Origin of the sequence: Streptomyces sp. NPDC001904 (assembly GCF_040297005.1) — a bacterium.
Taxonomy (GTDB): Bacteria; Actinomycetota; Actinomycetes; order Streptomycetales; family Streptomycetaceae; genus Streptomyces.
The window spans coordinates 431,206-451,676 of record NZ_JBEOYI010000002.1 but is presented as its reverse complement, the minus strand read 5'-3'; the positions used below and the strand labels follow the sequence as shown (position 1 = coordinate 451,676).

Here is a 20,471-nt window from a genome sequence, read left to right as displayed (position 1 = left end):
CAACTCGGCCCACGAACGGGCCTGTTGCATCCAGTCGATTGCTCAGCGTAGTCACGCTTCGCCACGCTCGTACCGTGAACAAGCAAACCGAGCAGCCGCACGTCTACACGCTGCGGCTCACCGTCGGCACCCACTCGGCCCGCCATGTGCGCCGCATCGTCCACCGCCTGTGCGCCGACTGGACGGTGCCGCCGGACACCGCCGACGACCTGGCCCTGGGCGTCACGGAACTGCTGTCCAACGTCGTACGGCACGTGCCCGGCGCCCGCGCCGAGGTACGGCTGCTGCACGACGCGGAGACCGGTCACGTCCGCGTGGAGGTGACCGACGGCGGGCCGCAACTTCCGCAAACGGCGCCCGCGTTGCCGGACCCCTGCGCCGAAGACGGCCGGGGTCTGGCCATCGTCGCGGCGGTGGCGGTGAAGTGGGGTGTTCAGCGCCCCGACGCCGGGGGCGAGGGCAAGACGGTGTGGTTCGAGTGCCGGTCGAGCGCGGTGACGGAGCCGTCGGGATGCCAGAGCACCGCGTGATGGTCGCCCTCGGCGTCGATCGACACACCAGCCGCGTAACCCCGGTTGTTGATGGCGTGGGCGGCGCCGGTGACACTGCCCGGGAGGAGGTTCAGGTCGGTGCAGGTGCCGTCGGGCGACCAGCGGACGGGCCGCACGGGGCCACCGGGACGGCGGGCGACGCCGACCACGGTGCCCGAGTCGTTGATGCCCGCGGCGACAGCGGTTCCACCGCCGGGAACGGGCAGGCGGCTGACGGTGCCGTCGGCGTCCCAGCGCACGGCGTCGCCCACGGGGTCCGCCGTCGAGATCTGCTCGTCGCCCGGCACGGCCTCGCCGACGATGACCCCGGCCCGGTTCACGGCACGCCCGGCGCCGGTCTCCATCCCTGCGGGGAGCGGGAGTTCGGTCACCGTTCCGTCGGGGTCCCAGCGCACGGCGGCGCCCCTGAGGCTGCTCTGACCGGACTGGCCGACGACCACGCCCGCGTCGTTGATCCCCAAGGCGCCGCTCTCGTCGTCGTCGTGCAGGGTGCCCAGGTCGGTGATCGCCCCGGAGCCGTCCCAGCGGACCGCACGGAACCCGCCGTCCTCTGCGTCCGCCACGCCGGCTGCCACCCCGCCCGCGTTCATGGCCGTCACATGCGAGAACGCGCCTCCCAGGGTGTCCATCTCGACGAGGCCGTCGTCCCCGGGCCGCCAGCGCACCGGCACCGTGAAGCGGTCCTCCGTCATGAACTCACCGGCCACGTCACCGCCCGCCCCGATCGCGGCCGCCTCGCCGCCGTAGTGCCCCGCGATCACGGGCGGCCGGACACCGGCATCCGTCCCGTACCGCCAGACGACGGGGAACTGCGCCTCGCCCTCGGCGACCGCGGCCCCCACGACGGTGTTGTCATCGGCCAGACCGAGGGCGGAACTGGCCTCGACCGAGGCCGGAAGCGGTGCCCCGTCGACGTGCCGGGCGGGTCTGGGAACACCCCCACGACCACCGCCCCCGCCCGCACCCGCACCCGCACCCGCACCCGCGTCGGAGCAGACCAGCGCCGCCCCCAACGCCACGATCATGATGAGTGCCCGTTTCATGACAGCCCCCGTGCTGCGTCAGCGAGAAACCCCTCTCCGCCGAGGATGGCACGCCGACGACCCGTCAGCTATGGCCAAGGGCAACCCGTGAGAGTGATCGGCACGCCTAGGCCAACAGCACATGCCTCCTGCGCTTCGACTCCGCCGACGGTTCCGGATACCTCCTCGCCGTCGAGTCCCAGAGCGCGCCGGGCAGGGCCAAGCCGAGCACGTGGGCGTACTACGCGGCGCACCTGTACGCGAAGTACGGGCTGCCACCCGTCCTCCTCGTCACCTGCCAGGACCGGGCCACGGAACGCTGGGCCGCGCGGCCGATCGACATCGGACCGCCGCAGTGGGCGACGCTCACGGTCCGGCCGCTGGTGCTGGGGCCGGGCAACGTCCCGATGATCACCGATCCGGAGGCGGCGTCGGCCGACCTTCCGCTCGCCGTACTGTCGGCCGTCACGCACGGCAAGGACCCGCACATCGGTGCCATACTCAAAGTGCTGGGTGCCGCGCTGAAGACCGCCGACCGGGACACGGCGATGGTCTTCTCCGAACTCACCGAACTTGGCCTGGGAGCCCTCCCGGCCGCAGATCTCTGGAGGAACCTGGTGTCCGTCGACCTCTCCTCCTTCCGCTCCCAGACCGCACAGAACCTCCGGGCGGAGGGGCGGGCCGAAGGCCGCGCCGAAGGCCGGGTGGAGGACATACTGCGCATCCTCGACCGCCGTGGCATCGCCGTCCCCGACGAGGCCCGCGCCACCATCACCGGCTGCACCGACCCCGACACCCTGGCCACCTGGTTCGACCGCGCCATCACCGCCACCACCATCGACGACGTCCTGGCCGACCCGACCGAGCCCGACTCCCCCTCAACCTGACCCCACACCCCGCCCGGCCACGGCGGCCCCGCCCACCACCTGGGCGGGGCCGTCCGCCTTCACCGCCTCGCCGGTCACGGTCCGCGCCCGGGGCCCCTGAAGCGCGTACGTCAGGAAGAACCCGAGGCCGACCACCGTCGCCCCGCCCACCGCGTCGAGCACCCAGTGGTTGCCGGTCGCGACGATCGCGGAGACCGTGCACAGCGGGTGGACGAGGCCGAACGCCTTCATCCACCAGCGGCGGGACAGGACCACGATCACGACGCCGCACCACAGCGACCAGCCGAAGTGCAGCGACGGCATCGCCGCGTACTGGTTCGTCAGCTGGGTCAGCGTGCCGTAGTTCGGCTTGGAGAAGTCCTGGACGCCGTGGACGGTGTCGATGAAACCGAGTCCCGGCATCAGGCGCGGCGGCGCGAGCGGGTACGCCCAGAAGCCGATGAGGGCGAGCAGGGTGGCGAAGCCGAGGGCCGAGCGGGCCCAGCGGTAGTCGGCGGGGCGGCGCACGTAGAGGACGGCGAGGACGCTCAGCGGCACCACGAAGTGGAACGACGTGTAGTAGAAGTTGAAGAAGTCCGTGAGCCAGGGCGCCTGGTGGAAGACCGTGTGGTTGACCCAGTGCTCGACGTCGATGTGCAGGAACTGCTCGATCGAGTGGATCTGATGGCCGTGGGCCTCCGCCGTGGCCCGGCCGCCGGAGATGGTGCCGCCCGTCGCGGCGAGGCGGACCTGCTGGTACGCGGAGTAGCCGACGCGGATGAGGAGCAGTTCCAGGATCAGGTTGGGCCGGGCGAGGACCCGGCGCCAGACCGGGACGAGCGGCACCCACGACCAGCGGGCGGGCACGGGCGCCGCGTACTCGGTGGGGACGGGGGTCTCGTACAGCGGTGACGTACGGGAGAGGAAGGGGACGACGCAGGCGGCGGCGAGCGCGGCGATGAGCACGATGTTGTCCCGGACCGGCACCAGGAACGCCATCTCGGGCAGCATCATCTTCGCGGGGAGCGTGAGCGCGAGGACGACGAGGACGGGCCACATGTAGCGGTCGGAGGCGCGCTTGCCGACCCGGCCGACGACGGCGAGCAGCACCCACAGGAGCTGGTGCTGCCAGGTGGTCGGGGAGACGGCGACGGCCACGCAGCCGGTGATGGCGACGGCGAGCAGGAGCTGGCCGTCGCGCGCGTAGGTGACGGCGCGGCGCAGGCCGAGCACGGCGACGGCGACGGTCAGCAGCGCGAAGAGGGCGATCTCCAGCGGGCCTTCCAGGCCGAAGCGGAGCAGCATGCCGTGCAGGGACTGGTTGGCGTTGGCCGCAGGGTTGGTGGAGAGGCCGGCCCCGGCCAGGTGGTGGATCCAGTACGTCCACGAGTCGTGCGGCATCGCCGCCCAGGCCAGCGCGGTGGCGGCGGCGAAGGTGACGGCGGAGGAGACGGCCGCGCGTCTGCGGCCGGTGAACCACAGCAGCGGCACGAAGAGCAGCACCGTCGGCTGGAGCGCGGCGGCGACGCCGATGAGCACGCCCGAGGCCCGCTCGTCGCGCGCGGTGAAGCAGCCGAGCAGGACGAGGAGGACCGGGATGATGCTGGTCTGGCCGGTGGTGAAGGCGTTGCGCACCGGCAGCGACAGCATCAGCAGGCTGATCGCGACGGGCGCGGCGAGCAGCGACGTACGGCGGGAGACGGGCTGCGGCAGCGCGCGGGCCGCGACCAGGCCGAGGACCACGACGAGGGCGAGCGAGCCGAAGGTCCAGCCCCAGCCGAGCGCCTGCTCGGCGGCGCGGGAGAAGGGCTTGAGGACGAGTCCGGAGAACGGGGTGCCGGTGAACCGGTCGGGCGTGTCGTACAGGGAGTCCTTGACGTGGAGCACGCCCTGCGGGCCGATCCAGGTCTCCAGATCGGTGAGGCGCTCACCGCGCGGGGTGCTCAGGACCGCCACGAGTTGACGGGCCGCGAGGACGGCGGCGATCAGCCACAGTCCCACCCGCAGGACACTCGTCCGCCCGGTCACCGCTCCCGCGGGTCCCGCCGGCCTCCTGTGCTCGACATTCGCCACGCGCTGCCCGACCTCCCACCATCGTCGGAGGGTTCACACCGCCTCCATCGGTGCCCCCTTCGGTGTGAGACGCAGGCAACCCCTGCTTCACCTGTCCGTCCCTCCGGATTTGACCGGAAGATGCCATTGAAGACGGTGGCCCGCGCCACTTAGTTGCCCGTTCCACGTATCCGGTTCCGCGACATAGCTCACAGTTCAGCCCGATCGAACTGTCCGTGGCGCTCTGCGTTTCCCCAGGCCGGAGGCGGTTTACGTGCGGAGCGTAGCGGATGTGGCACTCAGCGCAATGATCGCGATGCGCCCTATCGTCGCTTTCGGCCGTTCCGCTGACGCGTGGACGGCCTTGCCGTTGTCCCCCACGAAAGGCAGGCGAGCGGAACCTTGTCGAGCGCCGCTTCCATCGCACACAGTCCCAGCAGGCTCCACGCTCCGGCGCGGGGCCGCGGCAAGAAGGCCGAGCAGGACGTCACGGTCACCGACCCCACGCTCGTGAAGCGGGCGGTCAAGGCCGCGGCCCTCGGCAACGCGATGGAATGGTTCGACTTCGGTGTCTACGGCTACCTGACCGCGACCCTGGGTCACGTCTTCTTCCCGACGGCGTCCAGCTCGGCGCAGGTGCTGTCCACGCTCGGCACGTTCGCCGCCGCGTTCCTGGTGCGGCCGATCGGCGGCGCCTTCTTCGGGCCGCTCGGCGACCGCATCGGCCGTCAGCGCGTCCTCGCCATCACCATGATCATGATGGCGGCGGGCACCCTCTCGATCGGCCTGATCCCCTCCTACGCCACCATCGGCGTGTGGGCGCCCGTCCTGCTGATCGTGGCGCGCATGGTGCAGGGCTTCTCGACCGGCGGTGAGTACGGCGGTGCGTGCACCTTCATCGCCGAGTACGCGCCGGACAAGCGGCGCGGGTTCTTCGGCTCGTTCCTGGAGCTGGGCACGAACGCCGGTTACGTCGCCGGTGCCACCCTCGCCACGGTCCTCATGACGACGCTGCCGGACGACTCGCTCTACAGCTGGGGCTGGCGCATCCCGTTCCTGGTCGCCGGTCCGATCGGCCTGGTCGGCCTGTACGTCCGCATGAAGCTGGAGGAGACGCCCGCCTTCCAGAAGCTGGCGGAGGAGGCCGAGGCGAAGGAGAAGTCCTTCCCGAAGCCGAAGCTCAAGGAGATGTTCGTCGGCAACGCGGGCGCCATGGCCACCTGCATCGCGCTGGTCCTCGTCTTCAACGTCACCGACTACATGCTGCTCTCCTACATGCCGACGTTCCTGAGCGAGGAGCTGCACTACGACGCCACCCACGGCACGGTCGTCCTCATCGGCGTGATGCTGCTGATGATGCTGGTGCAGCTGCCGATGGGCATGGCCAACGACCGCTTCGGCCACCGCAAGGTCATCGGCGGCGCCTGCCTCGGCTTCGTGCTCCTGTCGGTCCCGGCGCTGCTGCTGATCCAGGCCGGTTCGACCTGGGCCATCGCCCTCGGCCTCGCCGGCCTGGGCCTGCTCCTGGTCGGCTTCACGTCCTCGATGCCGTCGACGCTGCCGGCCCTCTTCCCGACGAAGGTCCGCTACGGCTCCCTCTCGGTGGGCTTCAACCTCTCGGTCTCCCTGTTCGGCGGCACGACCCCGCTGATCGCGGCGGCGCTGATCGCGGGCACCGGCAACCTCATGATCCCGGCCTACTACATGATGGCGGCGGCGCTGGTGGGCGGGATCGCGGCCTGGCGCATGCGCGAAACGGCCGGCCGGCCGCTGCCCGGATCGCCGCCCGCCGTCTGACGCATCGCGGCTGCCGAGCGCCCCGCCAGGGGCGCGGGGAACTGCGCGCTCAGCCACGACGAAAGCCGCGGACGCGTCTGCTCATCCACCGAGCAGACGCGTCGGCGGCTTTCGTCGTGGCTGGTCGCCTGGGTCGTTCTTCGTCCGCGGGCCGGGGCCGCTTCTCGCGCAGTTCCCCGCGCCCCTGAGGCGGGCGCTGCGCGCCGCCTCCCCTTGAGGCTGTGCTTCGCGCGCCTCTCCTCTGCAAGGGGGCGCACCTCTCTTGATGAGATGGCGCACGAAGTGCGCATCTCAGGGGCGCGGGGAACTGCGCGAGAAGCGGCCACCGGCCCGCGGACGAACGGGCGGACCGGAAGGCACGGGCCACCCTAAGGTGGCCGTATGACGACACCGCCCCCGGGAACCTCGGCCTCGGTCGACGCCTACCTGAGCGACCTGCTGGCCCCCGCCGACGAAGCCCTCGGCGCCGCCCTCGCGGACAGCGACGCGGCCGGCCTCCCCAGCATCCAAGTCTCCGCCGTCAACGGAAAACTCCTCCACCTCATCGCCCGCATCCAGGGCGCCCGCCACATCCTGGAGATCGGCACGCTCGGCGCGTACAGCACCATCTGGCTGGCCCGCGCCCTGCCCGCCGACGGCACCCTGATCACCCTGGAGTACAGCCCCCACCACGCGGAGGTGGCCCGCGCGAACCTCACCCGCGCGGGCCTGGACAAGACAGTCGAGGTCAGGGTCGGCGCCGCCCTCGACTCACTCCCCCGACTGGTCGACGAGGAACGGGACTTCGACCTGGTCTTCATCGACGCGGACAAGGCCAACAACCCGAACTACCTGGAGTGGGCGCTGCGCCTGACCCACCCCGGCAGTGTCATCGTCGTCGACAACGTGGTGCGGGGCGGCCGGGTCGCCGACCCCGACAACACCGACCCGGACGTCATCGGCACCCGCACCGCCCTCCAACTCCTCGCCGACCACCCCAAGTTGGATGCGACGGCGATCCAGACGGTGGGCGCCAAGGGCTACGACGGCTTCGCCCTGGCGTACGTACAGGAGTAGCCAGGCCCTAATGGGCAGCGAGGACCGCGGCGGCCTCGGCGAAGTCCGCGTGCGCGGGACCGAAGACCCCGATGGCGGTCCGGAACACCGAGCGGTCCGTCAGGGCCCGCGCGAGGCGCACGGGGTCGCCGGGGAGCCGCCGGGCGAGAGCCACTCCTTCGTCGAAGTGCGGCGCGAGCCTCTCCTCGAACAGGTAGGGGTGACTGCCCTGGCGCAGGACCAGCCGGACGCCGATCCTGCGCCGCACGTCGGCCAGTTCGGGAAGACGGCCGGCCTCGTCCAGGGCCCGCGCCCGCTCCTGGAGTTCCGGCAGCGCGCCGAGGAAGACGTCACGCGTGGCGCCCGCCCGGCCGACGTCGGTACCGAACGGGAGGAGTGGCGACCCGGCGCTCGCCGCGGGCTCGTCATCCCGCCCCGACAGGACGAACAGGGTGGCCCACCGGTCGAGGTCCCAGATCCCGTGCCGGGGCCCGTCGTCCCCGGCCAACTCCTCCAGGACGGCCAGGACCTCGCTCCGGGTGGCCGCCGCCTCCGCTCCCCGGCCGGCCGCCTGGTACATCCGCGCCAGGTGGACCAGCTCCCAGGCCAGCGCCGGAAGGGCCGACACCTGCTCGGCGGCCTCGCGCCGCGTTCCGTCAACGAGCCGCCGGAAGACGGATGTTGCCGCGTCGTCCCGCCCGGCGCCCGCCAGGTTCGCCGCCCACGGGACCAGTCGCCAGAAGGGCTGCTCCGCCGGGTCCCCGGGGGCCGCCGCCTCATGGAGCACCGCCGCCTCCTCGAAGCGCCCCTCCTCGGACAGGACCCTGGCCAGCGGCTCGCTCCGCCCCCGTCCGGCCAACTCCTCGCAGACCGCCCGCCCTTCGTCCCGCCGCCCGACGGCGAACAGCGCCCGCTGGTGGGCGTCCAGCGCGTCGCGGAACCGCTCTTCCCGACGCGGCGTCCCGGCCTCGATCCTCCGCACCGCCTCGACGGCCTCACCCGTCAGCAGCAGACTCACCTCGGGATCCCGGGTGCGGTAACTCATCAGCAGCAGCGCGCCGACGAACTTCGGGAGGTACGCCTTCGGGCTCACCTCCGCCAGAACCCGGTACGCGTTCACCTCTTCGAGCAGACCGAGCCGTCCCGTCCCCAGCAGCAACACCCGCGCCCGCAGTACCGCGTCGTGATCGAACTTCCCCATGCGTCCCCTGTCTCCGGGTGGATTCACGAGGGAGATTCTGGGAGTCGCCGACCGGACCGGACAAGGTTCGCGAACTGTGCTTTCCGTCCTACGAAAAACGCCGCTGACCTGTCATGATGGACATGCTCCCGTACTGATTCAGGGGGACGGCGCCGGACAGGCGACCCCTACGCCTCGTGGTAGAAGCCGACGTGCACGCTGCGGGGCCCGCTCCGGTCGAGGACGACGACCTCGCCCGAGCCGTCGCGCGGCAGTGGGGTCATCCCGCCGTAGGCCAGCGGCAGGCCGGGCTCGTGCGCGGCCTGCGTCTCGAACCGCACCCGTACCTCCGACGACGGATCGGCCTGCGACCCGCGCAGCCAGAACACGCTCCACTCGCCGTGCGGCCCGCACCGGAACTCCAGGTGCACCCGCGACACGAACAGCCAGTCCTCGGGAGTGACCAGCCGGCACACGCTCCCGTCCCGCCCCACCCGCAGCACGGCCCCCGGCTCGCTCGGCGATTCGGCCATCGTCATCCCCGCCGTGGCCCCCGCTTCGGCTCCGGTCACCGTGGCCATGGTCAGCTCCAGCACCGCGTTCCCCCCACCGTTCACGTCATCACGAAGGATGTCCGTAGCGGCCGCATCCTAAGCCTCACGCACCGTCCCGCGCCGCCTGCGGGACAATGTGTTCATGACCGAACGCAAACCACCCGGCGTCAGCTTCGAGTCATTCGTCGACAAACAGATCCGCGAAGCGGAGCGCCGCGGGGAATTCACCGCGCTGTCCGGCGCGGGCAAGCCCTTCTCAGCCGACGACGACTCCACCACGTACGACGAGAACTGGTGGATCAAACGGAAGATGGCCCGCGAGGGCCTGTCCGTCCTGCCACCCTCCCTGGCCCTGCGCAAAGAGGTCGAGGACGCCTTCGCGGCCTTCCCGAGGACCCCGTCCGAGCACACGGTCCGCCGGGTGCTCACGGAGCTGAACGACAAGATCCGCGACATGATGTTCAAGCCGCCGCCCGGCCCGCCGCTCGGCCTGAAGCCGTACGACGTGGACGAGGTGGTCCGGCAGTGGCGCCTGGACCGCGCGGGCCGCCGCCTGCCCGTCGCCGGACTCACCGTGTGCCAGGTGCAGGTGGACGCCCACCTCACCCTCGTCCTGGACACGGGCGCCCGCATCGTCGTCACGGCCCCCGCCACCCTCGGTACGGCTCCGCTCGACCCGGCCGCCCAGGACGTCGCCCCGGCGCTCGCCCTGTTCGGCACGGAGACGGTCGCGGCCGTGGTCCACCCCGGCGGACGGCTGAGCGTCGAGTTCTCCGACGGGTCACGGCTGACGGCCACCGAGGCGTGGAGCGTCACGGACGAGCACGGCGCCCCGCTCACCTGATCCGTATCCCGCCTGCGGCAGGATGGCGGACATGAGCATCGTCAAGATCAACGTCCTCAGCGTCCCCGCCGAGCAGCGCGAGACCCTCGAGAAGCGCTTCGCGTCCCGCGCGGGCGCCGTCGAGAACTCCGACGGCTTCGAATGGTTCGAGCTCCTCCGTCCCGTCGAAGGCACCGACGACTACCTGGTGTACACGCGGTGGCGTGACGAGGAGTCCTTCCAGGCCTGGATGGAGGGCCCGATGAAGTCGGCCCACCAGGGCGGCGGCGACCGCCCGAAGCCCGCCGCCAGCGGCTCGTCGGTGTGGTCCTTCGAGGTCGTGCAGCAGGCGGCGCCCAAGGGCGAGTAGCCCCGCCGGCGACACGCGTACGCCCCGCACCTCCGGACGAGGTGCGGGGCGTACGCGTGTCGGGGTCCTGCCGCCCGGCCCCGTGGTTCTGCCGCGCTCTTCCGTACGCGCGTAGACCCTGGCACGATCTGATCCGATCCACCTGCACCACAGGCGCCCCGCACGTTCCCCCACCATCACTTGCCCCGGCACCGGCAGGAAGGACCCCCCTCCCATGCGTGTTCGTTCCGCACTCACCGCGCTCGCGCTCTCCGCGGCCGCTCTCGTCGCCCCCGGCTTCGGTGTTCTCACGACCTCGACCGACGCCTTCGCCGTCTCCAAGATCACGCACGCGACCGCCACGTCGATGTTCAGCTCGGTCGGCATCACCTGGTCGTCGTCCGGCGGCTGTTCCAACCGCAACGTCTCCACCTGTACGTCGTTCGACCAGCTCAACCTGGCCACCGCGCAGGGCGCCCAGACCCTCAAGTCGGCCAGCGGCTGCGCGCTGAACATCACCGGCGGCACCGAGACCGGCCACGCGAGCGGCACGTACTCGCACTGGAACGGCTACAAGCTCGACTTCGCCAAGAGCACCTGCCTCACGAACTACATCAAGAACAACTTCTCCTACATCGGCCTGCGCGGCGACGGCGCCCCGCAGTACAAGGCGGCCTCCGGCAACATCTACGCCGACGAGGGCAACCACTGGGACGTGACGTACTACAACTGCGGCGGCTGCTGACGACAGCGCCGTGCCCGCGACCCGGTGAGAAGGGTCGCGGGCACGGCGCTGCCGGAACGCTCAGAGGTTCAGCAGCTTCTCCGCCGTCTCGCGGTAGTCGCGCAGCGCCAGCCGCAGCCGCTCCGTGTCGTCCGCGGAGTCCTGCCAGGACGTCCGCAGGGTCCGGTGGTGACCGGCGAGGGTCTCGGTGAGGCGGGCCGTCAGGTCCTCCAGGACGTGGTCGGCCTCCTCGACGGACGCGCGGGGCTGGTCGACGAAGCCGGTGACCGCCTGGCGCAGCCGGTCGGTCAGCTCGTCGTGGGTGCCGGTCGGGACGAGGCGCGCGTTCGTCGCGCCGTGGCCGTTGCCGGTGCCGTTTCCGGTGCCGTGGACGTTGTCGCTGCCGTGGTCCCGGCGGTGTGCGCCGTGCTTGTGGCCCTCGGTCCCGGCGCCGAGCGCGCCCGGCTCCTCGGCGGCCGTCCGTCCGGGCGTCTTGTCGCGGCCCGGTGCGGGCGTGCTCAGGGCGGTGTCGCCGGGCTTCTTGTCGGTGCCCGTGGGACGGGTGGTCGTGGCGCCCGCGGGGCGGGTGGTGTCGGTGCCCGTGCCGGGTGCGATGTCCGCGTCCGTCGGGATGCCCGCGCCGCCCGTGCCGGTGCCCTTGGCCGTACTCGTCCCTGCACCCGTACCCGTACCCGCACTTGTGCTCCTGGGCGTGCCCAGGGCCGTGTCCCGGGTGAGGTCACGGTCGTCGGCCCTGTCCGTGGCACGGGTCGGGTCCTGGTTCGGGGCGACGGTCTCGTCCCGCTTCACGTCCGGGTCGTGCTGCAGGCTGTCCTGTCGCTTCTGTCGGTCGCGCTCGATGTCCGTCATCGTGTTCCTCGGCTCCCCTCAATTGCCCTTCGCCAGGCGGCCCTTGAGGCCACCCCGGCTCTGCTTGTGCGGCTCTGCGGTGTCGGCGGCCGCAGCGGTGTCCGTGTCGGTGCCGGGCGTCCGGCGCGCAGTACGCTCCGTGCGCTCCGTGCGCTCAGCGCGCTCCGTGCCGAGCAGGACGTCGAACAGGGCCCGCGCCTCGACCATCGCCGTGCGCAGCTCCTCCGTACCGGCGCGGCTCTCCTCGGCGCCGCCCGGCCGGGACTGCGCCGCGTGGTGCACCCGGTGGTAGCCGTGGACGTGCGGGCCGTGGTGCACGGAGAGCGCGGCGAACTGCTCGTCGTAGCCGGCGCCGTCGGGGAAGCCGCGGTCCTTGGCGAGGTCGGCCAGGAGCTGGTCGGCCTCGACGACCGCGTCGGCGGGAGACTCGACGAAACGCTCCTGGGCCTCGGCCCAGCGCGTCAGGTACCGCTCACGGGCGGCAGGCTCCAGCGGCTGCTCCCGCAGCGAACCGTGCTGCTTCACCCGCTCGGCAAGCTCCTGCTCCGCGGCCTTGGTGTCGCCGTCGTGCCGGGCGACCGCCCGGTCGTACTCGGGGCCGAACCGGCGCTTGAGGCCGTGTCCGCCCGGGGACTTGGTGCGCGCGGCGAAGATCCCCGCCGCGGCGACGACCACGACCCCCACCACTATCAGAGCGATGATCACGCCTGTCGACATGAATGTCTCCCGACCTTCCCACTGTCAGTCTCGGTATCGGAATCCGTCCCGCACCGAGTTGCCGCCCCTGACGCCTCCAAACAGATCGCCTCGCACACGCGCCGAATTGGGTTGCGGTCGCCCGCCCCGGCGGCCCCACAATGCGCCATGCGCAACGCCTGGACCATCACCCCCGAGCCGTACGGCTCCCCGGCCGCCGCCGCGCTCTGGCGCGCGTACTACACCGAGGTCAGCGACCGCTGGTACCTGCTGCACGAGGGCCGCAGGACCGACCCGGCGGAGCTGGAGCGCGGGATCGCCGCCGAGAACGGCTCACAACTCGCCCCACCCACAGGCCAGTTGCTCGTCGCGCGGTACGAGGGTGACCCGGCCGGCACCGCGGGGGTGCGGCTCGCCGACACCGGCACGGCCGAGCTGACCCGCGTGTACGTACGCCAGGAGCTGCGAGGGAAGGGCGGCGCGGCCCTGCTGGTGGGCGCCGCCGAGGACGCGGCCCGGGCGCTCGGCGCCGCGCGCCTCCGGCTCGACACGCGCTCGGACCTGACGGAGGCGCGGGCGCTGTACGCGCGGCTCGGTTACGCGGAGACCGAGCCGTTCAACGACGACGTCTACGCCGAGCACTGGTTCGTGAAGACGTTGTCGTAGCGGCGGTCCGCTGCGTCAGGAAGCTGCCGTGGCGGCGGTCCGTGCGGCGCCGTCGTGCGGGCGTTCGGCGTCCGAGCCGCACATCTCGGCGTTGAGCTCGGACACCAACTGGATGAGGTCCGTGGGGCGTTCGTCGTCCCACCAGTCGCCCAGCAGGTCCGCCAGGGACTCCTCGCGGGCCGCGCCGAGGCGGGTGGCGACCGTGCGGCCCTCTTCCGTCAGGACCAGGTCGAGGCCCTCGCGGACGGCGAGGTGGCGCTCCTCCACCTGACGCGCCGCCTGAAGGATCACGGGCAGCGGCACGGCGCTGCGTTCGGCGAGGGCGGAGGGTTCGGCCCACCCGTAGCGGTTGATGCGCAGGACGAGCCAACTGGCCGCGGGCAGCAGGTCGTAGCCCGCCCTCGCGGTGATCTTCTCGTAGATCTCGCGGCGCCCCTCGCGCGTACCGAGCACGGACAGGGCCCGCGCGCACTCGTCGTACGACGACCGTTCCACCGGGTTGGAGGCGAGGGTCTGGGTCGCGTCGGGCGCGGTGACCGAGCCGCGCAGCGGGTCCTCGCGCAGGAACCAGGCGAGGGCGAAGGCGACCAGCACGATCGGGACCGCGTAGAGGAAGACGTCGGTGATCGACGTGGCGTACGCGTGCAGCACGGCGGGCTGGAGCGCGGCCGGGAGCCCGGCGATGCCGCGCGGGTCCGCACCGAGCGAGTCCGGCGAGGCACCGGGCGGCAGCTGCTGCCCGGCCAGCGCCGAACTCAGCCTGTCCGTCAGCCGGTTGGCGAAGATCGTGCCGAAGATCGCGACGCCGAAGGAGGCGCCGATGGAGCGGAAGAAGGTGGCACCGGAGGTGGCGACGCCCAGATCCTCGTACGGGACGGCGTTCTGCACGATGAGCACGAGGACCTGCATGACGAGGCCGAGCCCGAAGCCGAAGACGAAGAAGTAGCCGCTCATCTCCCAGGCGGAGCTGGTCTCGGTGAGATTGTGCAGGAGGAGCAGGCCGAGCGCGGTGACGGCGGTGCCCACGACCGGGAACACCTTCCAGCGTCCGGTGCGGCTGACGATCTGCCCGGAGCCCGTCGACGCGATCAGCACACCGGCCACCATCGGCAGCATGTGCACGCCGGACATGGTCGGCGAGACCCCGTGCACGACCTGGAGGAACGTCGGCAGGTACGTCATCGCGCCGAACATCGCGAAGCCGATGACGAAGCTGATGACGGCGCAGAGGGTGAAGGTGCGGACGCGGAACAGTTTCATCGGCAGCACCGGTTCCGCGGCCCGGAACTCGGTGAACACGAAGGCGACGGCGAGCAGGACGCCGAGCACCGCGAGCCCGATGATCTGGGCGGAGCCCCAGGCCCAGGTGGTGCCGCCGAGCGACGCCACGAGGACCAGACAGGTCGCCACGGACGCGATGAGGAGGGTGCCGAGGTAGTCGATGCGGTGCTTGGTGGAGCGGACCGGGATGTGCAGGGCGGCGGCGATCACGACGAGCGCGACGACGCCGAGCGGCAGGTTCACGTAGAAGACCCAGCGCCAGCTCAGGTGCTCGGTGAACAGCCCGCCGAGCAGCGGGCCGAGGACACTGGTCGCACCGAAGACGGCGCCGAACAGCCCCTGGTACTTGCCCCGTTCGCGCGGCGGCACGATGTCGCCGACGATCGCCATGGAGAGCACCATGAGCCCGCCGCCGCCGAGTCCCTGCAGGGCACGGAAGCCGATCAGCTCGGCCATGTTCTGCGCCATGCCGCACAGCGCGGAGCCGACGAGGAAGATCACGATCGCGATCTGGAAGAGCTTCTTGCGCCCGTAGAGGTCGCCCAGCTTGCCCCAGAGCGGGGTCGCGGCCGTCGAGGCGAGCAGATAGGCGGTCACGACCCACGACAGGTGCTCCAGGCCGCCGAGGTCGCTCACGATCGTCGGCAGCGCCGTGGCCACGATGGTCTGGTCGAGCGCGGCGAGCAGCATGCCGAGGAGCAGGGCGCCGATGGAGATGAGCACGCTGCTGCTCTTGGCCGAGTCCGTGGGTGCCGTCTCGTGGGTGCGGCTGCCGCCGCCGATCCGCGTCGCGCCGTCTCCCGCGCCGCCGCCGTCCGTCTCCGGGTTCCCGCTCTCCGGGTTCTCGCTCTCCGGGTGCTCCCTCTCCGGGTGCTCCGTCTCCGGGGTGCTCATCGCCACCTCCCAGCGCTCCCCGACGCCGGCCGGCCGGGGGCTTGGTACCTCCATCCTGGTCGGTGTGGGGTGGTTTGGCCTGTTGGAGACGCTTCCGGTGCGTGGCAGCCCGTCACGGACGGCACCGGCCCGGCGCGGGCCGCCCCGTTCCGCCGGGGGCGGGCGCTGCACCGGGCCCCCGGGGTCTGCATAATGCGCTCAGCTCTCGGGGGAGGGCGGGGCTCTTGGGGAGGGAGCGGACGATGACGATGCGCGAGAACGGGCATGACGGGGTTGCGGGGGCCGGAGAGGGTTCCGGCGATCCTTCGGGCAGCGGTTCCGGGGGCGAGGGGAGCCCCGAGGTCCCGGAGATACCGGGCACCACGGCGCAGGGTGGCGAGACGGTCGCTCCCGGGCCGGGCGGCAGTGGGGAGCCCGGAGCCGGGGAGCCCGCCGACCGCGCCCCGGAGAGCCACGCCCCGGGCGGCGGGAAGGCGGCGGTCGATCGTGAGGCGGAGGACTTCAGCCCGCTGCGGGTCCGCCCCTACGTCACCCTGCCGGAACCCTCGCAGCCCCCGCCGCCCCGGCCCGCCGACCCGTACGCGCACCCGCCCGCCTCGGCCGCGCCCACCCGGGCGGAGCTCCCGGCGGCCGTCGAGCCGGTGGTCGACATCGACGCCGACGCCGACGCCGATCCCGCGCCGTCGGGCCGTCGCGCCCCGGTGCTGCTGCTGACCGCGGTGGCCGGAGCGCTGAGCGTGGCGGCGCTGGTGATGGTTCTGGTGACCTCGGGCGGCGACGGCGGCGTGGCGACCGCGGCGGACAGCACCCCCTCGTCCGCGTCCGTGCCGGCCTCGGCGTCGCCGACCGGTACGGCGTCGAGCGCGTCCCCCACGGCCCGCGCGGCGGAGCCCTCCGCGTCGGCGTCGGCGCCGTCGGCCACGCCGTCGACGGCATCACCGTCCGCGAGCCACAGCGCGAGCCCGTCGCCCACCCGCAGCTCGGCCGCGCCGTCGCACTCCGCGTCGGCGTCGGCATCGGCGTCGCAGCCCACGACCGCGGTGGCCCCGGCGACCCTGCGCAGGGGTGATCAGGGCCCCGAGGTGTCCGAACTCCAGCAGCGCCTGAAGCAGTTGTCGCTCTACTACGGCCGGCCCGACGGCCGCTTCAGCGGCCAGACGGAGTTCGCGGTCCGCAGCTACCAGATGGCACGCGGGGTGCAGGGGGACGAGCCGGGCACGTACGGTCCGGCGACCCGCAGGGCGCTGGAGGCGGAGACCCACTGAGGGCCGGGCGCTCAGCCCACGTGGAGCAGGATCTCCCCGGAGGCGACGACCTCGACCCGTACGGCGTTCAGGTCGGGTACGTGCACGGTGGGCCCGTGCTGTCCGGCGCGGGGCCCGACCCCGACGACCCGCATCCCGGCGGCGAGCCCGGCCGTGATCCCGGCGCCCGAGTCCTCGAAGACGATGCAGTCGGCGGGGGCGACGCCCAGTTCGGCGGCCCCCTTCAGGAAGCCCTCGGGGTCGGGCTTGCTGGCGCCGACGTTCTCGGCGGTGACCCGCACCTGCGGGTACGGCAGCCCGGCGGCGGCCATCCGCCCGGTCGACAGCGCCACGTCGGCGGAGGTCACCAGGGCGTGCGGCGCGGCGCCCGAGATCAGCGAGTCCAGGAAAGCCGCCGCGCCCGGCACCGGCACGACGCCGTCCATGTCGGCGGTCTCCTCGGCGAGCATCCGGGCGTTGTCGGCACGGTTCTCCGCGTCGGACCGCTCGGGCAGCAGCTCGGCCATGGTGGCGTGCCCCTGGCGCCCGTGGGCGACGGCCATGACCTCGTCCCCGTCGAAGCCGTGCGCGGCGGCCCAGCGCCGCCAGATCCGCTCGACCACGGCGTCGGAGTTGACGAGCGTGCCGTCCATGTCGAGGAGGAGGGCGCGCGCGGAGAGCACGGTGGGCGTGGCCGTCATCGGCGAGCTCCTGGATACGGAGGAGAAACGAACGCTGACCAAGGCGGCCCCGCCCACCGGTCAGGGTGAGTGGGCGGGAACCACTTTGTTCCTACACGATACAAAACGCACCCCCCATTGACCACCGCACCCCCGACGGGGGCCGGACCCCCTGGACGAGATGCCGCACGAAGTGCGCACCTCAGGGACGCGAGGAACGGCGCGACCAGCCCCCACCGGCCCGCAGACGAGCAAACGACCCGACAGGGGCGCGGGGAACTGCGCGAGAAGCGGCCACCGACCGTCAGCCGACGCACGACCCGACAGGGGCGCGAGGAACGGCGCGACCAGCCCCCACCGGCCCGCAGACGAACAAACGACCCGACAGGGGCGCGGGGAACTGCGCGAGAAGCGGCCACCAACCGCCGGCCGACCGACAACCCAGGGGCGCGGGGAACTGCGCGACCAGCCCCCACCGGCCCGCAGCCAAACGACCAACCCACCAGGACGCGGGGAACCCCACAACCACCACAATCCCCCCAACTCCCCCCACCCCGAATCCAGTTACCCCGACCCACCCCCTTGCCCCGCACATCATCTTGACGCGACCCTGTCACCCAACGCACACCTCCCCGAAACCCCACCCCCACACCATGACCAGATCCGCCCCACCACCAACAACCCCCCCCACCAAGGGAGTTCACATGCGCCCCACCCCCCACCACACGCCCTCCATCTACGCGCGTCGACTCCGCGGAGCAACCCTCCTCGCGGCGACCACCGCCACCCTCGCCCTCATCGCCACGGCCACCCCCGCCCAGGCCTCCCCGCCCACCCCCGTCGCCGCCTCCACGGCCCGCACCTACCTCTCCGAACTGACCGTGAAGACGGAGGGCTCGTCCGACGGCTACAGCCGGGACAAGTTCCCGCACTGGATCACCCAGTCCGGCACCTGCGACACCCGCGAAACCGTCCTCAAGCGCGACGGCAAGAACGTCACGACGAGTTCGAGCTGCGCCGCCACGGCGGGCAGTTGGTACTCGGAGTACGACGGCGCGACCTGGACGGCGGCCTCCGACGTCGACATCGACCACATCGTCCCGCTCTCCGAGGCGTGGAAGTCCGGCGCGAGCGGCTGGACCACGGCCCAGCGCCAGTCCTTCGCCAACGACCTGACGCGCCCGCAGCTCATCGCGGTCACCGACAACGTCAACCAGTCCAAGGGCGACAAGGACCCGGCGAAGTGGATGCCGCCGCGCGCCGCGTACGCCTGCACCTACCTGCGGGCCTACGTCCAGGTGAAGCACTACTACAACCTCGCGGTCGACTCGGCCGAGAAGTCGGCGATCCAGTCCGGCCTCTCGGGCTGCTGACCGACAACCACCTGCGGAAACGATCCGGCTCCCGGAACCACCCGCCGAACCACGCCGCCGAACCACCCCGCCGAACCACCCCGCCGAATCAACCCGACCGGAACCACCCCAACACCCTCCGGCGTTCCGTACCGTACGGAGACGTCGGAGGACTGGGGAGGACATGACATGGCGACGCTCCGTCTGGGCCCACTGCTGCGGTACGTGGACGAGGGGACGGCGACGGTCTGGGTCGAGGCGAGCCGGCCGTGCCGCGCCGAGGTGCGCTGCGCGGACGGCGCCCGGGGCAGTGCGCGGACCTTCCAGATCGACGGCCACCACTACGCGCTCGTCCCGGTCACCGGGCTCACCCCGGGGACCACGACCCCGTACGAGGTGGTGCTCGACGGCGGCACGGTCTGGCCCGAGCCGGACTCCCGGTTCCCGCCGAGCACCATCAGCACGCCCGCGTACGACAGCGACCGCACGACCCGGGTCGCGTTCGGCTCCTGCCGCTGGGCCGCGCCGCCGGCCGACGAGCACGACCCGGTGGGCCCCGACGCCCTGGACACCCTCGCGACCCGCCTGGCCGCCGACCCGGACGCCGAGCGCCCCGACGTCCTCGTCCTGCTCGGCGACCAGATCTACGCGGACGAGACCTCACCGGCGACCCAGCAGTGGCTGGCCCGCCGCCGCGACCTCACCGACCCGCCCGGCACCGAGGTCGCGGACTACCAGGAGTACACGCGCCTCTACTACGAATCCTGGCTCGACCCCGAGATCCGCTGGCTGCTGTCCACCGTCCCGAGCTCGATGGTCTTCGACGACCACGACATAGTCGACGACTGGAACACCAGCGCCGCGTGGCTCGCGGAGATGCGGGAGACGCCCTGGTGGCGGGAGCGGCTGCTCAGCGGCCTGATGTCGTACTGGGTGCACCAGCACATCGGGAACCTGCCGCCGTCCGAACTCGCCGCCGACCCCGTCTATCAGGCCGTGTGCGCGGCTCCCGACGGCACCGACGCGCTCCGCGCGTTCGCGAGCCGGGCCGACGCCGATCCGGCCTCGGTCCGGTGGAGCTACCGCCGCGACTTCGGTTCCGTACGCCTGCTGATGGTGGACAGCCGCGCGGCCCGCGTCCTGGAGGAACAGCACCGCGGGATGATCGACCCCAACACCGCGCAGTGGCTCCGCGACCAGGCACTCGACCGGGCCGAGCCCTGCGACCACCTCCTCATCGGCACCTCCCTGCCCTGGCTCCTCCCCCACCTCATCCACGACGCCGAGAACTGGAACGCGGCGCTGTGCCGCGGGGAGCGCGGGGCGCGCTGGGCGCGGTTCGGGGAGTGGTTGCGCAGGCGGGCGGATCTGGAGCACTGGGCGGCGTTCCCGGCGTCCTTCGACGGGCTCGGCGATGTGATCGCCGAGGCCGGTTCGGGGCCGGGCGCGCCCGCGACGATCTCCGTGCTCTCCGGCGACGTCCACCACGCGTACATCGCGGAGCCGAGCTGGCCGGGCGCCGCCGCGCCCACGGCCCGCGTCCTGCAGCTCACCTGCTCGCCGGTGCACAACTCGGTCCCGGCCGGGATCCGGCTCGGCTTCCGCTTCGGCTGGAGCCGCGCGGGCCGCGCCCTGGGCCGCGTCGTGGCCCGCCACGCGCGCGCGGGCGCTCCACGGTTCCGGTGGCGCAAGACGGGCGGCCCCTGGTTCGGCAACCAGCTGATGACCCTGACCCTCCGTGCCCGCTCCGCCCGCCTCACCCTGGACCAGGCCCGCCCCGACGCCACCCTTCACGAGGCCGCACGCAGAGATCTCTCGTAGTGGCGCAGGTCATA

General features: G+C 72.3%; 19 protein-coding genes and 1 pseudogene. 12 read left to right on the top strand and 8 right to left on the bottom strand.

Annotated features, from left to right (window positions below; all coding sequences use genetic code 11):
* Nucleotides 1–74 precede the first annotated feature (74 nt).
* Nucleotides 75–530 carry an ATP-binding protein gene (locus ABT127_RS04555; RefSeq protein WP_351444452.1) on the top strand — a complete coding sequence of 152 codons (456 nt, stop codon included), beginning with the start codon at nucleotides 75–77 and terminating at the stop codon, nucleotides 528–530.
* Here ABT127_RS04555 and ABT127_RS04550 read toward each other — a convergent pair.
* On the bottom strand, nucleotides 434–1,594 hold the full coding sequence (locus tag ABT127_RS04550) for a hypothetical protein (protein WP_351444451.1): 1,161 nt from the start codon (nucleotides 1,592–1,594) through the stop codon (nucleotides 434–436). The genes ABT127_RS04555 and ABT127_RS04550 overlap by 97 nt on opposite strands.
* Nucleotides 1,595–1,980: 386 nt before the next feature.
* Between ABT127_RS04550 and ABT127_RS04545 the strand changes: the two genes are divergently transcribed.
* A complete protein-coding gene (locus ABT127_RS04545; protein ID WP_351444450.1) occupies nucleotides 1,981–2,460 on the top strand; it encodes a hypothetical protein in 480 nt (159 codons plus the stop codon).
* On the opposite strand, the gene ABT127_RS04540 is transcribed toward ABT127_RS04545, so the two are convergent.
* The gene (locus ABT127_RS04540) at nucleotides 2,452–4,512 is read right to left on the bottom strand and encodes a bifunctional glycosyltransferase 87/phosphatase PAP2 family protein (RefSeq protein WP_502971630.1); all 2,061 of its coding nucleotides are present in this window, start codon (nucleotides 4,510–4,512) and stop codon (nucleotides 2,452–2,454) included. The genes ABT127_RS04545 and ABT127_RS04540 overlap by 9 nt on opposite strands.
* Nucleotides 4,513–4,893: 381 nt before the next feature.
* Between ABT127_RS04540 and ABT127_RS04535 the strand changes: the two genes are divergently transcribed.
* Together ABT127_RS04535 and ABT127_RS04530 are read left to right on the top strand one after the other, a co-directional pair.
* Nucleotides 4,894–6,288 carry an MFS transporter gene (locus ABT127_RS04535; RefSeq protein WP_502971629.1) on the top strand — a complete coding sequence of 465 codons (1,395 nt, stop codon included), beginning with the start codon at nucleotides 4,894–4,896 and terminating at the stop codon, nucleotides 6,286–6,288.
* A gap of 381 nt (nucleotides 6,289–6,669) precedes the next feature.
* Nucleotides 6,670–7,344 carry an O-methyltransferase gene (locus ABT127_RS04530; RefSeq protein WP_351444447.1) on the top strand — a complete coding sequence of 225 codons (675 nt, stop codon included), beginning with the start codon at nucleotides 6,670–6,672 and terminating at the stop codon, nucleotides 7,342–7,344.
* Nucleotides 7,345–7,351: 7 nt separating this feature from the next.
* Here the strand turns inward: ABT127_RS04530 and ABT127_RS04525 are convergent, their stop codons facing one another.
* A complete protein-coding gene (locus ABT127_RS04525) occupies nucleotides 7,352–8,524 on the bottom strand; it encodes a hypothetical protein (protein WP_351444446.1) in 1,173 nt (390 codons plus the stop codon).
* Nucleotides 8,525–8,691: 167 nt separating this feature from the next.
* The gene (locus ABT127_RS04520) at nucleotides 8,692–9,099 is read right to left on the bottom strand and encodes a hypothetical protein (RefSeq protein WP_351444635.1); all 408 of its coding nucleotides are present in this window, start codon (nucleotides 9,097–9,099) and stop codon (nucleotides 8,692–8,694) included.
* A gap of 100 nt (nucleotides 9,100–9,199) precedes the next feature.
* Here ABT127_RS04520 and ABT127_RS04515 point away from each other — a divergent pair.
* The 4 genes and pseudogenes from ABT127_RS04515 to ABT127_RS04500 form a co-directional block, all read left to right on the top strand.
* Nucleotides 9,200–9,607 (top strand): annotated as a pseudogene (locus ABT127_RS04515) (DnaJ family domain-containing protein); the annotation flags it as partial.
* Nucleotides 9,590–9,901: a DUF6188 family protein gene (locus ABT127_RS04510; protein ID WP_351444633.1), complete on the top strand. Its 312-nt coding sequence runs from the start codon at nucleotides 9,590–9,592 to the stop codon at nucleotides 9,899–9,901. The pseudogene ABT127_RS04515 and the gene ABT127_RS04510, both read left to right, overlap by 18 nt.
* A 31-nt stretch (nucleotides 9,902–9,932) precedes the next feature.
* Entirely contained in the window at nucleotides 9,933–10,250 is a 318-nt protein-coding gene (locus ABT127_RS04505; RefSeq protein WP_351444445.1) for an antibiotic biosynthesis monooxygenase family protein, read from the top strand.
* A gap of 214 nt (nucleotides 10,251–10,464) precedes the next feature.
* Nucleotides 10,465–10,974, top strand: coding sequence for a hypothetical protein (locus tag ABT127_RS04500; protein ID WP_351444444.1), 510 nt, complete (start codon nucleotides 10,465–10,467; stop codon nucleotides 10,972–10,974).
* A gap of 60 nt (nucleotides 10,975–11,034) precedes the next feature.
* Here the strand turns inward: ABT127_RS04500 and ABT127_RS04495 are convergent, their stop codons facing one another.
* Both ABT127_RS04495 and ABT127_RS04490 read right to left on the bottom strand, forming a co-directional pair.
* Nucleotides 11,035–11,823, bottom strand: a complete 789-nt coding sequence (locus ABT127_RS04495; protein WP_351444443.1) for a hypothetical protein — start codon at nucleotides 11,821–11,823, stop codon at nucleotides 11,035–11,037.
* An 18-nt stretch (nucleotides 11,824–11,841) separates the two neighbouring features.
* A complete protein-coding gene (locus tag ABT127_RS04490; protein WP_351444442.1) occupies nucleotides 11,842–12,540 on the bottom strand; it encodes a hypothetical protein in 699 nt (232 codons plus the stop codon).
* Nucleotides 12,541–12,687: 147 nt separating this feature from the next.
* Between ABT127_RS04490 and ABT127_RS04485 the strand changes: the two genes are divergently transcribed.
* Nucleotides 12,688–13,185, top strand: coding sequence for a GNAT family N-acetyltransferase (locus ABT127_RS04485; RefSeq protein ID WP_351444441.1), 498 nt, complete (start codon nucleotides 12,688–12,690; stop codon nucleotides 13,183–13,185).
* 15 nt (nucleotides 13,186–13,200) lie between these two features.
* Here ABT127_RS04485 and ABT127_RS04480 read toward each other — a convergent pair whose 3' ends face one another.
* Entirely contained in the window at nucleotides 13,201–15,360 is a 2,160-nt protein-coding gene (locus tag ABT127_RS04480; protein ID WP_351444440.1) for a DHA2 family efflux MFS transporter permease subunit, read from the bottom strand.
* A gap of 242 nt (nucleotides 15,361–15,602) precedes the next feature.
* Here ABT127_RS04480 and ABT127_RS04475 point away from each other — a divergent pair, with 242 nt between their 5' ends.
* Nucleotides 15,603–16,625 carry a peptidoglycan-binding domain-containing protein gene (locus ABT127_RS04475; RefSeq protein ID WP_351444439.1) on the top strand — a complete coding sequence of 341 codons (1,023 nt, stop codon included), beginning with the start codon at nucleotides 15,603–15,605 and terminating at the stop codon, nucleotides 16,623–16,625.
* Between the two features lie 11 nt (nucleotides 16,626–16,636).
* On the opposite strand, the gene ABT127_RS04470 is transcribed toward ABT127_RS04475, so the two are convergent.
* Nucleotides 16,637–17,305, bottom strand: coding sequence for an HAD-IA family hydrolase (locus ABT127_RS04470; RefSeq protein WP_351444438.1), 669 nt, complete (start codon nucleotides 17,303–17,305; stop codon nucleotides 16,637–16,639).
* A 683-nt stretch (nucleotides 17,306–17,988) separates the two neighbouring features.
* On the opposite strand from ABT127_RS04470, the gene ABT127_RS04465 reads away from it, so the two are divergent.
* Both ABT127_RS04465 and ABT127_RS04460 read left to right on the top strand, forming a co-directional pair.
* Nucleotides 17,989–18,657, top strand: a complete 669-nt coding sequence (locus ABT127_RS04465) for an HNH endonuclease family protein (RefSeq protein WP_351444437.1) — start codon at nucleotides 17,989–17,991, stop codon at nucleotides 18,655–18,657.
* A gap of 168 nt (nucleotides 18,658–18,825) precedes the next feature.
* Nucleotides 18,826–20,457: an alkaline phosphatase D family protein gene (locus ABT127_RS04460; RefSeq protein WP_351444436.1), complete on the top strand. Its 1,632-nt coding sequence runs from the start codon at nucleotides 18,826–18,828 to the stop codon at nucleotides 20,455–20,457.
* The last annotated feature ends 14 nt before the right edge of the window (nucleotides 20,458–20,471 follow it).

Excerpts from the sequence above, each read along its gene's own strand:
- ABT127_RS04465 (WP_351444437.1), top strand. The coding sequence starts at position 17,989 with ATGCGCCCCACCCCCCACCACACGCCCTCCATCTACGCGCGTCGACTC.
- ABT127_RS04480 (WP_351444440.1), bottom strand. The coding sequence starts at position 15,360 with ATGAGCACCCCGGAGACGGAGCACCCGGAGAGGGAGCACCCGGAGAGC.
- ABT127_RS04505 (WP_351444445.1), top strand. The coding sequence starts at position 9,933 with ATGAGCATCGTCAAGATCAACGTCCTCAGCGTCCCCGCCGAGCAGCGC.
- ABT127_RS04500 (WP_351444444.1), top strand. The coding sequence starts at position 10,465 with ATGCGTGTTCGTTCCGCACTCACCGCGCTCGCGCTCTCCGCGGCCGCT.
- ABT127_RS04470 (WP_351444438.1), bottom strand. The coding sequence starts at position 17,305 with ATGACGGCCACGCCCACCGTGCTCTCCGCGCGCGCCCTCCTCCTCGAC.
- ABT127_RS04525 (WP_351444446.1), bottom strand. The coding sequence starts at position 8,524 with ATGGGGAAGTTCGATCACGACGCGGTACTGCGGGCGCGGGTGTTGCTG.
- ABT127_RS04485 (WP_351444441.1), top strand. The coding sequence starts at position 12,688 with ATGCGCAACGCCTGGACCATCACCCCCGAGCCGTACGGCTCCCCGGCC.
- ABT127_RS04460 (WP_351444436.1), top strand. The coding sequence starts at position 18,826 with ATGGCGACGCTCCGTCTGGGCCCACTGCTGCGGTACGTGGACGAGGGG.
- ABT127_RS04490 (WP_351444442.1), bottom strand. The coding sequence starts at position 12,540 with ATGTCGACAGGCGTGATCATCGCTCTGATAGTGGTGGGGGTCGTGGTC.
- ABT127_RS04495 (WP_351444443.1), bottom strand. The coding sequence starts at position 11,823 with ATGACGGACATCGAGCGCGACCGACAGAAGCGACAGGACAGCCTGCAG.
- ABT127_RS04530 (WP_351444447.1), top strand. The coding sequence starts at position 6,670 with ATGACGACACCGCCCCCGGGAACCTCGGCCTCGGTCGACGCCTACCTG.
- ABT127_RS04475 (WP_351444439.1), top strand. The coding sequence starts at position 15,603 with ATGACGATGCGCGAGAACGGGCATGACGGGGTTGCGGGGGCCGGAGAG.
- ABT127_RS04550 (WP_351444451.1), bottom strand. The coding sequence starts at position 1,594 with ATGAAACGGGCACTCATCATGATCGTGGCGTTGGGGGCGGCGCTGGTC.
- ABT127_RS04545 (WP_351444450.1), top strand. The coding sequence starts at position 1,981 with ATGATCACCGATCCGGAGGCGGCGTCGGCCGACCTTCCGCTCGCCGTA.